Origin of the sequence: Baia soyae (genome assembly GCF_004341445.1) — a bacterium.
In the GTDB taxonomy this organism is placed as follows: domain Bacteria; phylum Bacillota; class Bacilli; order Thermoactinomycetales; family Thermoactinomycetaceae; genus Baia; species Baia soyae.
Genome location: NZ_SLXV01000002.1, coordinates 48702 through 63764, shown reverse-complemented (window position 1 = coordinate 63764; position 15063 = coordinate 48702). Strand labels below are relative to the sequence as shown.

General features: G+C 41.1%; 14 protein-coding genes and 1 other annotated feature. Of the genes, 13 read left to right on the top strand and 1 reads right to left on the bottom strand.

Translation table 11 applies throughout. From position 1 onward, the window contains the following. Nucleotides 1-18: 18 nt before the first annotated feature. Nucleotides 19-777 (bottom strand): nucleotidyltransferase domain-containing protein, encoded by a 759-nt coding sequence (locus EDD57_RS01145; RefSeq protein WP_131847512.1) that lies wholly within the window; start codon nucleotides 775-777, stop codon nucleotides 19-21. A gap of 175 nt (nucleotides 778-952) precedes the next feature. Here EDD57_RS01145 and EDD57_RS01140 point away from each other — a divergent pair, with 175 nt between their 5' ends. The 13 genes from EDD57_RS01140 (at nucleotide 953) to ileS (ending at nucleotide 15000) form a co-directional block, all read left to right on the top strand. After that, nucleotides 953-2668 (top strand): acyl-CoA dehydrogenase family protein, encoded by a 1716-nt coding sequence (locus EDD57_RS01140; RefSeq protein WP_131847510.1) that lies wholly within the window; start codon nucleotides 953-955, stop codon nucleotides 2666-2668. Nucleotides 2669-2902: 234 nt separating this feature from the next. Further along, nucleotides 2903-3841, top strand: coding sequence for an ABC transporter ATP-binding protein (locus EDD57_RS01135; RefSeq protein WP_131847508.1), 939 nt, complete (start codon nucleotides 2903-2905; stop codon nucleotides 3839-3841). A 316-nt stretch (nucleotides 3842-4157) separates the two neighbouring features. Beyond that, the gene (locus tag EDD57_RS01130) at nucleotides 4158-5141 is read left to right on the top strand and encodes an alpha/beta hydrolase family protein (RefSeq protein WP_131847506.1); all 984 of its coding nucleotides are present in this window, start codon (nucleotides 4158-4160) and stop codon (nucleotides 5139-5141) included. Between the two features lie 31 nt (nucleotides 5142-5172). Continuing rightward, nucleotides 5173-6600 carry a sensor histidine kinase gene (locus EDD57_RS01125; protein WP_131847504.1) on the top strand — a complete coding sequence of 476 codons (1428 nt, stop codon included), beginning with the start codon at nucleotides 5173-5175 and terminating at the stop codon, nucleotides 6598-6600. Beyond that, nucleotides 6531-7181 (top strand): response regulator transcription factor, encoded by a 651-nt coding sequence (locus EDD57_RS01120; protein WP_131847502.1) that lies wholly within the window; start codon nucleotides 6531-6533, stop codon nucleotides 7179-7181. Before EDD57_RS01125 ends, EDD57_RS01120 begins: the two co-directional genes overlap by 70 nt. A gap of 180 nt (nucleotides 7182-7361) precedes the next feature. Then, nucleotides 7362-7664 carry a YlmC/YmxH family sporulation protein gene (locus tag EDD57_RS01115; protein WP_131847500.1) on the top strand — a complete coding sequence of 101 codons (303 nt, stop codon included), beginning with the start codon at nucleotides 7362-7364 and terminating at the stop codon, nucleotides 7662-7664. Nucleotides 7665-7714: 50 nt separating this feature from the next. Next, nucleotides 7715-8542, top strand: coding sequence for a peptidoglycan editing factor PgeF (gene pgeF / locus EDD57_RS01110; protein WP_131847498.1), 828 nt, complete (start codon nucleotides 7715-7717; stop codon nucleotides 8540-8542). A gap of 7 nt (nucleotides 8543-8549) precedes the next feature. Continuing rightward, entirely contained in the window at nucleotides 8550-9233 is a 684-nt protein-coding gene (locus EDD57_RS01105; RefSeq protein ID WP_131847496.1) for a YggS family pyridoxal phosphate-dependent enzyme, read from the top strand. 35 nt (nucleotides 9234-9268) lie between these two features. Further along, the gene (locus EDD57_RS01100) at nucleotides 9269-9667 is read left to right on the top strand and encodes a cell division protein SepF (protein WP_207896782.1); all 399 of its coding nucleotides are present in this window, start codon (nucleotides 9269-9271) and stop codon (nucleotides 9665-9667) included. 32 nt (nucleotides 9668-9699) lie between these two features. Continuing rightward, nucleotides 9700-9975, top strand: coding sequence for a YggT family protein (locus tag EDD57_RS01095; protein ID WP_131847644.1), 276 nt, complete (start codon nucleotides 9700-9702; stop codon nucleotides 9973-9975). 10 nt (nucleotides 9976-9985) lie between these two features. Beyond that, nucleotides 9986-10765 carry a YlmH family RNA-binding protein gene (locus EDD57_RS01090; RefSeq protein ID WP_131847492.1) on the top strand — a complete coding sequence of 260 codons (780 nt, stop codon included), beginning with the start codon at nucleotides 9986-9988 and terminating at the stop codon, nucleotides 10763-10765. 101 nt (nucleotides 10766-10866) lie between these two features. Next, complete coding sequence (locus EDD57_RS14890) at nucleotides 10867-11835, top strand: DivIVA domain-containing protein (protein ID WP_131847490.1); 969 nt, start codon at nucleotides 10867-10869, stop codon at nucleotides 11833-11835. 74 nt (nucleotides 11836-11909) lie between these two features. After that, nucleotides 11910-12147 (top strand) — a binding site (T-box leader). A gap of 66 nt (nucleotides 12148-12213) precedes the next feature. Beyond that, nucleotides 12214-15000: an isoleucine--tRNA ligase gene (ileS, locus tag EDD57_RS01080; RefSeq protein ID WP_131847488.1), complete on the top strand. Its 2787-nt coding sequence runs from the start codon at nucleotides 12214-12216 to the stop codon at nucleotides 14998-15000. Nucleotides 15001-15063 lie beyond the last annotated feature (63 nt).

Genomic DNA, 15063 nt, shown 5'->3' with positions numbered 1-15063 from the left:
TGTATGAAATGGAAAAAATCAGGATAGCTCTTCCCAAATCAATCGATTTAACAAACTACTCTCTAACTTACGATCCGGTAAAGAAGGAATTTGCTCTTCATAACGAGCTAACTCTTGATGAATGACATCATTCAACTCTATGTCTGCCCCAATCAGCCCCAACTCATCCGATTCTTTTTTCAAGTCTACTAGTTGTTGAAATCTCTCTTTGATCCAAGGGTCTACATCTATTTCATCTAACAGGCTCCACACAAGTGTAGGAGGCGGGGTTTGATTTTGCTCAATCCAGTTGAGACAAAAGATCGATCGCAATAAATACAAATAGGCTTTAATCTTAACCTGTTCCTTCTGATTCACTTGTCTAAGATCATGTCCTTTTGCCAGATTTAAATAATGAAAACTGGTTCGTCTAATGGAAAAATGATTTTTTGCTAATTCCCGTAGTGACTCAGCAAAATCTCTTTCTTCTCTGTACACGGTCGGAGAAGAAAGCCATTCCAACAAAGTAGCGTTGGAACTTTGAAATAAACGAAGTGCCTTAAAGAGATCCCATCCATGGAAGTCTAAGTCTTGATGAATGGGGATTTCGATTACATCCCTTGGTGGATCTAATGAAAGATATGCCGGTACATTTCTCTTATAGATAAATCGAACATCATAGTCGCTGTTAGGAGAAGCAAATCCCCAAGCTCTACTTCCTGATTCAGCAGCATAACAAATCGTAACTCCATACTCTTGTTCAACCTGTTTCAATTGTTCCATGATCGTTTGTTTCATGTGATATCCTCATTTCTACCATTTCCTCTTGATCTACTTCCCGAATTTGCCGACACCTAACTTCCTATTATTTCTATGTAAATTGCCTCGCTCATTTGGAAAGTTATATAGGTTTTTATTTGAATATTGTCGAAATAAAGAATAGAAATCCTATCTTTACGGAGGAGCTAGTTATATGGATAACAAGAAACGCAATTGGTATCAAAACGATCCAATCATGCAAAGGTATTTTCGGCAACATTTATCTCATCTAAAAGATTGGGGAGAAGAGAGGCTATATCAATTAGGAGAATATTGTGCAGGTCCCATGGAAGAACGAGCTCAGTATACAGACCGTGATGGAGCGCCTAAGCTAATCCGTTATAACCGACAAGGGGAGGAGATTAATGAAATTTGGTATAACGAAGGCTATCTGCAAACCGTGGGTGATTGTTATGAACTGGGTGTGGTGGGTTGGAGATATCGGGAAGATGTTCCTTGTAAGATTCCTTTTTTCTATACGCAGTTGATGTTTATGTTAATGTCCAAAGCAGAGGTTGGCTTTACATGTCCAGTTACCTTAACGATGTCAGTCGCATTTGTGATTGAAAAATATGCCACAGAGGAACAGAGGAAGGAATTCTTACCACACTTAGCAAGCATGAACCGAGAGACGCTACACCAAGGAGCTACTTTCTTAACAGAGATTCAAGGTGGATCGGATGTAGGCAGCGTTACGACAAAAGCGGTTAAAAATGGGGATCATTATCTTTTGACAGGCGAGAAGTGGTTTGCAAGTAATTGTGATGCGGATGGAGCACTCATTTTAGCACGTACCGGAGAAACGCTAGGAACAAAGGGATTAAGTTTGTTTTATTTGCCAAATAAGTTGAAGGATGGGTCTAAGAATCACGTTTCAATCAGGCGATTAAAAGATAAGTTAGGTGTTCGAGCGGTGGCGAGTGGAGAACTCATATTACAAGATGCGGTTGGATATCTAATTGGCAAGGAGCAGGAAGGATTTAAGTTGATGGCAGAAGCGCTTAATGTTTCGCGAATGTGTACGTCAACGGGTTCTCTTGCCATCTCGCAGCGGGCATTCTCGGAAGCTATCACCTATGCAACAGAGCGCCATACATTTGGACATTCTTTAATCTCCTATCCGATGATTCGAGAGTCATTACTTAATATGATGGTGGATATAGAAGCAAATTGGACCTTAGTGGCGCAAATGCTCATACATTTTGATCGCGTTCATACCACACAAGAAGACTCTTCTTCTGCTACCACTACCTTACTAAGGTGTTTGCTGGCAATGACAAAAGTTAAGTGTAGCGAGCAATCGGTTCTCCATGCAAAAGAGGTATTAGAGATGCACGGTGGAAATGGGTATATTGAAGAATACGTGACACCTAGGCTTCTTCGTGATGCTCAAGTGAACACAGTGTGGGAAGGTGCAACCAATATTATGGCACTGGAATTTTGGAAAAACATGTGCCGTAATCAACCTGATACTAACCAGAATATCCTCTTCCGCTTCTTGTCCAACATACTAAATGAGATTTCATTGCCTGAATACGCAGAGGAACGAGATATCACTTGGCAGGAGCTACAAAAAGTGAGCAGCCAGTTTGATTATCTAGTCCAAGCCGATCATCTGACACAACAAGCACACGCACTTCACTTTCTAACATCCGTAACGCAACTGACATGTGTTATTTTCCTCATGCAGCAAGCGGAGAATGGATGGAAGCAGGATCATGAGACGCGAATGATCAAGGTAGCTAAGTATTACTGCAATCGTGCTTATCGTCCTGAACTCTACGAGATCGGTTCATCCTGTATCCCGAGTGTAGAATATTTTGATGAAATTGTAAGCGATTTTATGGAAGGAACCTTAATTAACGTGTAGTGCCTGTGGTTGTTTATAACAAATAAAGGAAGTCGTTCTGCTTTTAACGCAAAAGGGACGACTCCCTTTGATTTTTTAAATATAAAAATTTAATTATATAACATTTATATTGAATTGAATAGAGTAAAAAACATGGTACTTTCTAACTTTTATTTATCGAGATAAAATCAAAATAGAAAAATGATACGGATGCATGTACACCTGAGAATCAGGCTTATGAAAGGACATATTATTATGGAAAATTCGATTGTAGTCGAAGAATTTGTTAAGAAGTATGATGAAAAAGTGGTTGTCGATCATGTTTCCTTCTCGGTAGCAAAAAATGAAGTGTTTGGGCTACTGGGACCGAATGGAGCAGGAAAAACGACGATTTTGGAATCTATTATAGGGCTACGCTCTCCCACATCCGGAGAGATCCATATGGTAAATAGTAATTCGGCAACAAGTAGATCAAAACTATTAGGGAAAATTGCGCTTCAACCACAGGAAGCAAACTTATATCCAAACTTAAGAGTGCGAGAAATGCTAGAGTTATTTGCCTCGTTATATGAAAAATCAAGACCTGTTTTCGAGGTTCTTGAAGTAGTGGGATTGGCTGATAAACAGAATGTGATGGTGAAAAAACTTACAGACGGGCAGAAGCGACGGTTGTTAATTGCTGTATCACTCGTATCGGATCCAGAAGTCCTGTTTTTGGATGAACCAACTAGCTCTCTAGATCCGCATGCACGCCGCTATATTTGGAAAGTGATCAAGGACATGAAGAAAAGAGGACGTAGTGTTCTCCTCACTACGCATTCGATGGAGGAAGCAGAGTCTTTATGTGACCAGATTGCTATACTAGATCACGGCAAGATCATTGCTCAGGGGAAACCGCAGGACCTTATTTTTCAACATTTCCCCAAGCAACAATTAATCTTTGAAGTAGAATCTGCTCCGACAGAGGAACAGTTACATGAACTAGGAGTGAACGAGCTACGGATAACGGAGACCTCAGAAGGCAAAAAAGAAGTTTGTATTACTGCTACACCTATTACACGTCATCTATTGGATTCTCTAATTAGTAGTAACTTATTCGGATCGGTAGAGTGGGAGAAAATACGGATTGAAAGCGGTACGCTGGAAGATGTCTTTATCGAATTGACAGGTAAAACGATCAGGGAAAGTATTTAATCAATATCAGAGCAACTAGCAAAAAAAGTGAGGTGAGAATATGAAGCAAGTTCATTTCATTATAAAATTGATGGTCGTGCTGAGTTTAGGTGTTTTTCTTGAAAATACGGATCACAAGGTCTTAGTACCAAATGATAGAATAAAAGAAAATGAAAAGGTTGCGAACGCTGAAATTGGGCGTTTTTTTTGTTGGTTTTTAGTATAAGCAAATTATTATATTTATAATTGACGATATTATATTTTTGTAATATAGTAATCATAAATTTGAATATGATACCATACGTGAATTAGAGCGTAGTTTCCGGAAGGAATGACTATGAATAAATATCTGTCTGTGCTGGTAGATTCGATCGTATTGACTAACTTCTGTCGAAAGAAAAGCAGACAATCTCAGTTCCAGCCAGTTAGTGGGAGTGTCTATGAGCCTACTGAGGAAGGGCTTGGCTTAGCATTTCCTAAGCCGATTTTAGACGATATTCAACTTAAGCCAGCTGGAATTTTTACAGAATATGAGATGGGCACGTATTCTTATGCAAGCGGGATCGAGTTAGACTTACGCCAGAAACTCTCACAAGGGGAGTACTATCTTCAAAAAAATAAAGACCAACAAGTTCATGTGATCGTGATACATGGTTGGAAGAGTGATGGTTTGAATCGCGGGAAACAATTGTTCCTCGATTCTTTTTCTGCTTTAGGCTATAATCTCTTTTTTGTGATGCTCCCGCATCATATGAACCGGATGGATGTAAGATCGGATTATAGCGGAGAATATATGATCAGTGCTCATATAGAACGGACGATTCAAGCTTTTCAACAAGCGGTAACGGAAATTCGAAAACTCGTTTATTGGCTAAAGAAACATCGTGACGGTAAGATTGTAGTAATCGGGATTAGCTTAGGTGGACTGATTGCCAATTTGATCAGTGTAGTAGAAGAGGAAGTAGATTTCCTAGTCTCAGTCATGTATGCCAATAACTTATCCCATACGGTGTGGAATACACCAGTAGGAAATGATATCAAACAAGATTTAAAAAGCCATGGTGTGGATTATCATACATTGCGAGAGCATTGGAGAATTTTAGAACCCAGCCAATTCGTGCCTAAAGTTCCAAAAGAAAACATCCTACTTATGAGTGGATTGTATGATCAATACGTTGAATTGACAGATTCACAGCAACTCTGGGATGCGTGGGGGAAGCCAAAACACATTCTTTATCAATGTGGGCATGCTGGAATTGCTTTATATCGAAAGAGAATTGCTCAAGATGTCGCCCAGTTTATTCAACAACAATTAAGATAAAAATGACTCTATTTAAGGGTGGATATCTTCGATGCTACTGGTCTTTATGTTCTTAATGGCAATAGGAATTGTATTAATTGTGACGGAACCGAAAAGCATAAGTGTTCGTTGGGCAAGTGCAACCACCTTTTGTGGGGCATCGGGTGGTTTGTCAGCAGTCATAGAAGATGATATCATACCTTTTTGTGAAGTTGACTCCTTTTTGTACGGGGTTGCTATGTTTGGTAACAACTTGACTTCATTTATTACTCAGTATGGCGTGCCCTATTCGTTTCTTATGTTTGCTATTGTAAAATCATTTTCTCTTACAAAAAAAAATCAGTGGGCATGGTCTGTCTTGTTTTTTATTCCGATTATTCTCACGTTTTTATTAAACCCATTTTATCCTCATTTTAGCGTGCCTTACTTAGCGGGACTTGTTTGGATTGGACCTTATGTGTTAGCAGCATCACTTCTATTAATTTATTCGTACATGAAGGAAGAAAATCCGTTTGCGAAGCGGGAGAGATTTTGGACCAATGTTGCTTATATCCCGACTATCCTATTTGTTATCATTACAAATAATCTGATTCGTGGATTGGGTTATGAAAATGTATGGAGATTAAATATGTGGATTGTGATGTATGCCATGGCAGTCTTTTTATATTCCGTTTTTAGAGATGGATTTGCGGGAGTTAGATTATTAATTCAAAAGCATCAAATGAACCAATCACTCAAGGCAGTTCATATCGGTACCGCTTTTCTTCATCATTCTTTAAAAAATGATTTAGGTATTATTAAATTATTAGGCTACAAAGTAGACCATATGGCTAGTCAAAGTGGAGATAAAGAGTTACAGACAGATGTGAAGATCATTATTGATTCCTATGAGCGAATTCAGCTTCTTTTGGATAAAATTCAATATCAAACAAATGAAAGAGAGTTACAGCTTTCTTCAAATAGCTTAACGGAAATGGTAGAAAATAGTCTACAAAGATTGAGGCCTTTATTAGAGAAGAGTGGGATTACGGTTCATCGGGCATTTCCTGAGATAGAATCTAGATGGATGTGCGACCAACTTCAAATTGAAGAAGCCATTAATAATATCCTAATCAACGGAATCGATGCGATGCCTAGTGGTGGGGAACTATTTATTCGAATTGACTATACTTCTAAGCAAGCAAGAGTCGTAATAAGAGATACAGGTATAGGAATTCCTGAAAAACATGTACATCGTATTATAGAGCCTTTCTTTTCAACCAAACAAAATCTAGAACACAATATGGGTCTTGGTCTTACATACTGTTATAGTGTCCTCAATAAGCATGGTGGTTCATTGGAATTTCATAGTCAACTAGGAGAGGGGACAACGGTGTTGATGTCCTTTCCGCTGACAAAGGAGGGGTCAATGTGGAACCAATTTGCGTCCTATTGGTCGAAGACGATCCGCGGTGGCAACGAGGACTTACCGAATACTTGATGAGACAAACAGATTTATGTGTAGTGGGGCACTGCGCGACGAAGGAAGAAGCGATTCAATTTGCTAGTGGAATGGAAAAAGTAGATATTATCTTGATGGATATTTGTTTAGCAGGGTCAGCCAGCGGGATTGAGGCAACTTTAGAGATCTGCCAGTTTCACCAAGCAAAAGTTATTATGCTTACTTCGCTAGAGGATGATCACTTTATTTTGGACTCTTATGGGGCAGGGGCAGTTAATTATATTGTGAAATCGAACTTCGAGGAGATTCCTAATATGATTCGTTCTACTTATTACCATAATCCGCAGCCCCGATTTGCTAATAAGATTCTGAAGGAGTTTCGCAGACTTGTTCGATTCGAGAAAAGCCAACTTGAAATGGATAAAATACAATCCCTGTTAACCCCAACTGAGATCAATATTTTAAAGTTAATGGTAAAAGAATGCTCCCAAAAAGAAATAGCAGAGGAACTTTTTATATCGGTTGGCACGGTAAAAAAACATGTTTCTAGTATCATGCGTAAATTGGAGTGCAAGTCGAGTCAAGAGGTAGTGAAAAAAGTGACTCAAATCATCGTGTAGAACAGAGCTGAATCTCAAATATGATACGTTCTCCGTAGGATTGCCTTATGGGGAATGTATCATATTTGAGATTCTTTTTATTTTGCTAAACCTTTTTCAATCAATAGTACAGATTTATATACCCCACACATATACATAAATTACATTTACGATAGATAGGATGACAGGGGGATCACCTTGATGATCAAAATCTCTGATCTTCAAAGTAAAGAAGTAGTAAATATAGCAGATGGACGAAAGTTGGGGCAAATTCACGACTTGGATCTGGATTTACGCGGGGGAGTGGTGCGAGCCATTATCGTACCAGGTGAGACAAAGTTTTTTGGATGGTTTGCAGGAGGGCAAGAATGGGTAATACCTTGGAAACAAATTGTGAAGATTGGTTCGGATGTGATCTTGGTTCGTCTTGATCATCGCTTTCAAGAAATTGTGTCACCATATGGTCAACTTCCATGGTCGAACCAGAATGAATCCCCTCACTAATCTATGTCAATCCCTCAAACTATGGTAAGATAATACAGGGAGGGGACTACATGGAACCATTTCAAATGCAAAAGAAATCACGTGTTCCCTATTTTGTTCTCGCGCTTTGGCAGGAAGAGTACCCCCATCTGACAGTGGGGTTTTCTGCTAGGGAGGAGGATTCTTCCTCTATGTGTCATAATTATGCCTTACACGTGGAAGATCAACCATCACGCGTAGTGGAAAACAGGGAGAGTTTGATGCGAGATCTTTCTTTCTCTTTGGGTTCTTTTACTTGTGGTGAACAAGTTCATGGAGTAGATATCGCTTATGTGACTCGCGTAGACCGAGGGAAAGGCAATCGAGATCGAGAGTCTGCATTTTCCAATACAGATGGCCTTTTTTCGAGTGAAGAAGATATTCTCCTTGCTTCCTTCTATGCTGATTGTGTGCCACTCTTTTTCTATGCTCCGGATATTGATGTGATTGGAGTGGCTCATGCTGGCTGGAAAGGAACAGTCCAAAAAATCGGTCCTAACATGATTGCCGAGATGGTTGCCAAAGGTGCAGATCGTTCGAAAATTCGAGTGGCAATTGGTCCTTCAATCGGTGCGTGTTGTTATGAAGTGGACGAACATGTGTTACGTCCGATGAAGGATGCGCTAGAATGTCATGAGTTGCCTTCATCCATTGCTCTTCCAACGACTAATTACAAAGCAATGCTAGATTTGAAAGAGGCAAATGCACAGTTATGCAAGCAGGTTGGTTTACGGGATGATCAAATTGTGAAATCTAACTATTGTACAAGTTGTTCAAATGAACACTTCCATTCTCATCGCAGAGATAAAGGCGATACAGGTCGTATGGTTGCTTTTATTGGAAAGCGAGTAAGGAGTTAAATTCTTCATGCAAGAGTTAGAAAACCGTTTAAGTGAAGTTCAGCAAAGGATTGGACAAGCTTGTCGGCGAGTAGGACGAAATCCAGATGAAGTGAATGTGGTAGCGGTAACCAAGTATGTAGATCTTGATAAAACGAGGCAAGTTCTAGATGCAGGTTGTCTTCATATAGGTGAGAGCCGAGTACAGGATGCGATTCCGAAATGGCAAGAGTTACATAATCGTGGTACTTGGCATATGATTGGCCATCTTCAACGAAATAAGGCGAAAGAAGTAGTGGGTCGATTTTCCTACCTCCATTCCCTTGAAAGTATTGAACTGGCGAAAGAAATTGAGAGACGGGCGAAGTCTATTCAAGCAACGATGAAATGCTTTATTCAAGTGAATATTTCGGGTGAAGAGACGAAATTTGGAATTTCTCGGAAAGAATTAGAAGATTTTACGATAGAGATGGCGAATTTCTCTAGTATCGAAGTTGTTGGCTTAATGACGATGGCGCCCCATATCGAAAATCGTGAAGAAATCCGATCGGTTTTTCGTGAGCTAAAAGAATGCCAGCACCGATTACAAAAGAAGCAAATTCCTCATGTTCCCATGACAGAGTTGTCAATGGGTATGTCGCAAGACTTCGAAATAGCCATTGAAGAAGGAGCAACATGGATTCGTCTAGGTTCGATTCTGATGGGGGAATAAGGGAATGTTAGAAGGAGGAGAATGAATTGACCATTATGAATCGGGTCATGAATTTTTTTGGCGTCAATGAAGATGAGGAACAATTAATGGAGGAGAATGAATCCGGCGAAACTCATCCATCCCCTACTAAAGGAAAGAGTAATATCGTGTCGTTACATTCTCAGAAAAATGTCCGTCTCATGCTGATTGAGCCGCGAGTTTTTGAAGAGACTCAGGAGATTGCTGATAACTTAAAAAGCCATCGACCTGTTGTCGTGAATCTTCATCGGGTTCGCCGGGATCAGGCAACTCGCGTGATTGATTTTTTAAGTGGAACCGTCTATGCTCTAGGTGGGAGTATCCAACGAGTAGGCGCTCATATTTTTATCTGCACGCCATCTAATGTAGATGTGCAGGGAACGATTACTGAAATTCTACAAGATGATGCACTCTAAGCTGCAAGTGAGGTGACTTTTGTCACGTGTCTATCATAACAACCATTCAAATTCTAAATTATGCTTTCTACGGGTATTCGATTGCGCTTACGATCTACATTTTGATGTCTTGGCTTCCACAGGTGCGTCAATCGCCGATCGGTGCTTTTATGGCTCGTATTTGTGAACCTTATTTGGCGGTGTTCCGTCGATTCATTCCACCGATCGGAATGATTGATATATCGCCGATCGTTGCGCTGATTGCATTACAGTTTGTACAACAGGGATTATACGTAGTGATAGGTTTCATTTTTAGTTTAATTAGTTGAGGCATAAACAATGAACAATTCTAAGGTCTTTATGCATTTTCGCCCTGAAGAGCGCCCTTTCGTGGAGCGTTGCTTTGATTGGATAACACTCTCCAATGAGCGAAGTATGATTGTTACAACTCCCTTTCTGGACCCCAGAGAACAGTTTATCTACCAGACGATCTGTAATCGGGAAGCAGATTTAGTTTGCCTGCTAGACGGTGGATATCCGGTTGCTGAGCGAAAAAGGGTGATCATGGCACCTGACTACTTTTCCATAGACGAATCTTGGTCTGATGTAGCTTTTTTACGGATTGAGACATCCGATCGCGGGCCACTTGAACATCCTGATGTGCTAGGGGCGGTTTTAGGTCTTGGGATCAAGCGAGAGATGATTGGTGATATACAACCTCATAATCATGGTTGTGATTTGGTTGTCGCGCGTGAGATGAGTGATTTTCTCCCACTCCATCTGTCTTCAGTAGGCCGTAAAAAGGTCACCGTACAGACGATCGTGCGAAACCAATTTTTTTATTCCGAACCAGATCGGATCACGAAAAATATCATCGTCGCATCGCTTCGACTAGATGCGATTGTCTCAGAGGCATTTCATCTATCTCGTTCCAAATCACAGTTGATGATTAAAGGCAAGAAATGTAAAATAAATTGGCAGCTTGTCGATCAAAGTGATAAATTGGTAGAACCAGGTGATACGATCTCTGTACGAGGATCAGGGAGGATTTGTGTAGTTGGTGTCGAGAAAACGACAAAAAAAGGAAGAAGTGTCGTGCAGATTTTATCCTTTTCTTGAAAGAATCCACCTAATTTTGGTTATTGGGTGGTCAAACAGAAGGATATCTGATAATATTGTCGAATAGAAAAGGCAAGCAAATAGACTCAGGAGGTGCGGTAATGAAATTAACACCTTATGATATTCATAATAAGGAGTTCAAACGATCATTCCGTGGATATGATGTTGACGAGGTTAATGACTTTTTAGATCAGATTATTAAAGATTTTGAGTTGTTGACCCGTGAAAAATTAGAGATGGAACAACAGGTTGAAGATTTACAAGCTGAACTAGAGCGAATTATGGACGGAGAAGCGTTTAGTCAGACAAGGCCTCAACCGCAATATCAAGTAGATCCAGTTCAACCGATGATGACGCAGCAGCAACAGCAACAGCAACAACAACAAAATCAATATCCAACACCACAGAACCAAATGCAGATGCAACAACAAATGCAACAAATGCAACAGCAGATGCAGAACCAGTTGCAAGCTATGCAACCAAACACCAATGCGCTTGCTTCTATGGAGCAAAGCATTCATAAGTCCATTCGTGTGGCACAAGAAGTGGCAGAGGAAGTGCGCTTGAATGCGAAGAAAGAAGCAGAATTGATTGTTCAAGAAGCAGAGAAGAATGCCGATCGAATTATCAATGAAGCTCTACAAAAAGCTCGTGCGGTTCACAGCGAGTTGCTTGATTTGAAACAAAAATCAACGATCTACCGTGCTCGTTTCCGTACCTTAGTACAATCTCACTTGGATGTTTTGGACAACTCTTCTTGGGAGTCTTTGGAAGAATTAGAAGAGAACCTAGAGGAGACAGGTAAGCAGCTGGATGCCTATGCTGAGCAACCTGTGACGCCTTCACTCGAACAACCACAGAACCAACAAGAGTATCTAATTGAAGGACCAAACGGCTTTGGAAATGAATATGATGAGTTTCCAAATGAGTTCCCTAACGAATTAGCAAATGAATTCCAACAAATGGGTGAAAACCATATGCTTGGCGAGGTAGCTTCTACATACATGGAAGACGACCAAGAGCCAAATCTTCGCAGAACCCGCAAGATGCGTAAAAAAGCAATGTTTTAAGAAGAAATAGCCTTACGGATGTTAACAAATACCTAACATCTGTGTATAATGATGAATAACATATTCTCATAGCCGTAATGGTTTTGATCGGGACAAGTAGAGCGATAAGATTTGTTAAGCGAACTGGGGGTTGGTGTGAGCTCAGTCAAATCTTCGCTCGAAGATCACCCGTGAACTGTCGTCCGAAATTGTTAGAGAGTAGGATGGACCGTGTCATTCACGTTACGAATGGTAGAGCGGATTTGATCGTTTCGTTGTTTCGACGATCAAAGCCATTAGGGTGGTACCGCGGGAAACCTTCTCGTCCCTAGAGGATGATGAAGGTTTTTTGTGTTGTATTTTGTATATGGTGATTCTGAGATGAAGGATGTGTAGTAGATGGCTGATTATCGTAGTACGATTCATTTACCTGTGACGGATTTCCCGATGAAGGGAAATCTTCCTAACCGAGAGCCAGAGATGCAAAAATGGTGGAACGAGATCGATATTTATCGTTTGGTTCAGGAGAAGCGTAAAGGATCGCCTCAGTTCATTTTGCATGATGGACCTCCTTATGCGAACGGTGATATCCACGTGGGTCATGTATTAAATAAATCACTGAAGGATTTTGTCGTTCGTTATAAAAGTTTAAGTGGGTTTGACGCGCCTTATGTACCGGGATGGGATACACATGGTTTGCCTATTGAACACGCTGTTGTAACGAAAAAGAAAGTGGATCGCAGGTCAGTAAGTGTGGTCGATTTCCGTAATCTATGTACCGAATATGCTCTCTCTTTTGTAGAAAAACAAGCTGATCAATTTAAGCGTATGGCGATTCGTGGTGACTATGAAAATCCATATATCACCTTACAACCAGAGTATGAGTCAGCCCAGATTCGTCTATTTGGCGATATGGCTCGTAAGGGCCACATCTACCGTGGAATGCGTACAGTTTATTGGTCTCCGACTTCGGAATCTGCGCTTGCAGAGGCAGAAATCGAGTATCAAGAGAAACGTTCGGCATCCGTATATGTGAAATTTCCAGTGCAAAATGGAAATGGGATCGTGGACGAGGAAAATACGTTTGTCGTCATCTGGACTACAACTCCATGGACAATCCCTGCTAACCTAGCTATCTCTTTAAATCCTGAGTTTGAGTACAGTGCTGTTCAAGTAGGGAATGAGAAATTCATCATGGCCACTGAATTGATAGAGGCGGTTATGAAGACAACTGAAGTGGAGGAGTATGAAGTCGTTTCTACTTGGGCAGGCCGTGAGTTGAATGGAGTTACATGCCGACATCCATTTTATGACCGTCCATCTCCATTGGTATTTGGAGATCATGTCACGCTCGAAGCAGGTACGGGTTGTGTTCATACAGCTCCTGGACATGGTGAGGAAGACTTTGCCGTTGGACAGCGATATGGCTTAGAGGTGCTTTGCCCAGTCGACGGACGTGGGGTATTTACTGCACAAGCTCCAGGTTTTGAAGGTATGTTCTATGAAGATGGTAATAAAAAAGTTTCTGAGTTATTACAGGAACAGGGCTTATTGCTTAAACTGAGCTTTATCAAGCATCAGTATCCACATGACTGGAGAACCAAGAAGCCGATCATCTATCGTGCGACGGAACAATGGTTTGCTTCGATTGATGGATTTAGACAGCAGATGCTAGATGAGATCAAGGATGTAGAGTGGATGCCAACATGGGGAGAAGTTCGCTTAGGAAATATGATTGCCGACCGCGGAGACTGGTGTATCTCCCGTCAGCGTACATGGGGTGTGCCGATTCCTATTTTCTACTGTCAAGATTGTACAGAGCCTCACATCAATGATGAGACGATTGATTTTATCGCGAATCTGTTTGCAAAAGAAGGCTCTACCTCTTGGTATGCAAAGGACGTAAGCGATTTAATGCCCGCTGATCAGAAATGTAGCAAATGTGGATGTACCAGCTTCCGTAAAGAGACTGATATTATGGATGTGTGGTTTGATTCTGGAAGCAGCCACTTTGCTGTACTCGCACAGCGAGATGACCTAAGCTTCCCTGCAGACTTGTATATCGAGGGATCTGACCAGTACCGTGGTTGGTTTAACTCTTCCCTTTCTACTTCTGTCGCTACAACTGGAAATGCGCCTTATAAACAAGTTGTTTCCCATGGGTATGTGCTAGACGGTGAAGGGCGTAAGATGTCCAAGTCGATTGGGAACGTGGTGGATCCAAATAAAGTTGCCAATCAATACGGTGCTGATATCCTGCGTCTATGGGTTTCTTCTGTTGATTATCAATCGGATGTAAGAATCTCGGATCCGCTGATCAAACAAGTAGCTGAGGTATATCGGAAACTGCGTAACACATTCCGCTTTCTTTTAGGCAACTTGGCAGACTTTGATCCAGCAGAAAACCGTGTGCGCTATGATCAGCTAACAGAACTGGATCGTTATGTACTATCGAAGCTACAAGGCCTGATCGAAACCGTTACCCAGGGGTATGATACGTACGATTTCCACCAAGTATATGGTAGTATCCATACGTTTTGTACCGTGTTCTTAAGCCAATTCTATCTAGATGTATTAAAGGATATTCTTTATGTAGAAGAGACAGACTCCCTACAACGTCGTTCGGCTCAAACGGTGATGTATGAGATCTTACGGGCCTTAGATGTGATGATCAGCCCGATTATCCCTCATACAGCAGAGGAAGTGTGGAAGTATATCCCAGGTGCTAGTGAGCAGAGTGTCCAACTTGCTGATTTCCCAGTGATGGACGGTACTTTGTGTGATCAAACACTAGAGGATAAGTGGGATCGATTCCTCGATATCCGAAGTAGCGTGTTAAAAGCACTCGAACAAGCACGTGCAGAGAAGTTGATCGGAAACTCGCTCGGAGCTACAATTGAAATCGTACCAAACCTAGAGAGTGCGCAGTTGCTAGCAAACTTAGATAACCTTCACCAGCTCTTTATCGTCTCAGGAGTAGAGGTTCTTCCTGCTTCTTCTGAAGTTCCTGCCGAGCAAATGGTAGAAGTGATTGTTCATGTAGCCGAAGGAGAGAAATGTAACCGTTGCTGGACTATTTCTCCTACTGTTGGAACGCATTCATACAGTAAGCATCAAGAGCTATGTGAGCGTTGTGCAAGTATTGTGGAAAAAGAGTATCCTGATTTTGAGGTAGAAGCGGAATAGTGATTTGGTAAGGAGGCGAGTATACAGCGATGTATGCTCGCTTATAGCGCTAATACAGGGAGG

Bases quoted from the DNA above. Each gene is read 5' to 3' on its own strand.
- EDD57_RS01135 (WP_131847508.1), top strand. From the start codon at position 2,903: ATGGAAAATTCGATTGTAGTCGAAGAATTTGTTAAGAAGTATGATGAA.
- EDD57_RS14890 (WP_131847490.1), top strand. From the start codon at position 10,867: ATGAAATTAACACCTTATGATATTCATAATAAGGAGTTCAAACGATCA.
- EDD57_RS01115 (WP_131847500.1), top strand. From the start codon at position 7,362: ATGATCAAAATCTCTGATCTTCAAAGTAAAGAAGTAGTAAATATAGCA.
- pgeF (WP_131847498.1), top strand. From the start codon at position 7,715: ATGGAACCATTTCAAATGCAAAAGAAATCACGTGTTCCCTATTTTGTT.
- EDD57_RS01145 (WP_131847512.1), bottom strand. From the start codon at position 777: ATGAAACAAACGATCATGGAACAATTGAAACAGGTTGAACAAGAGTAT.
- EDD57_RS01140 (WP_131847510.1), top strand. From the start codon at position 953: ATGGATAACAAGAAACGCAATTGGTATCAAAACGATCCAATCATGCAA.
- EDD57_RS01130 (WP_131847506.1), top strand. From the start codon at position 4,158: ATGAATAAATATCTGTCTGTGCTGGTAGATTCGATCGTATTGACTAAC.
- ileS (WP_131847488.1), top strand. From the start codon at position 12,214: ATGGCTGATTATCGTAGTACGATTCATTTACCTGTGACGGATTTCCCG.
- EDD57_RS01125 (WP_131847504.1), top strand. From the start codon at position 5,173: ATGCTACTGGTCTTTATGTTCTTAATGGCAATAGGAATTGTATTAATT.
- EDD57_RS01100 (WP_207896782.1), top strand. From the start codon at position 9,269: ATGAATCGGGTCATGAATTTTTTTGGCGTCAATGAAGATGAGGAACAA.
- EDD57_RS01105 (WP_131847496.1), top strand. From the start codon at position 8,550: ATGCAAGAGTTAGAAAACCGTTTAAGTGAAGTTCAGCAAAGGATTGGA.
- EDD57_RS01090 (WP_131847492.1), top strand. From the start codon at position 9,986: ATGAACAATTCTAAGGTCTTTATGCATTTTCGCCCTGAAGAGCGCCCT.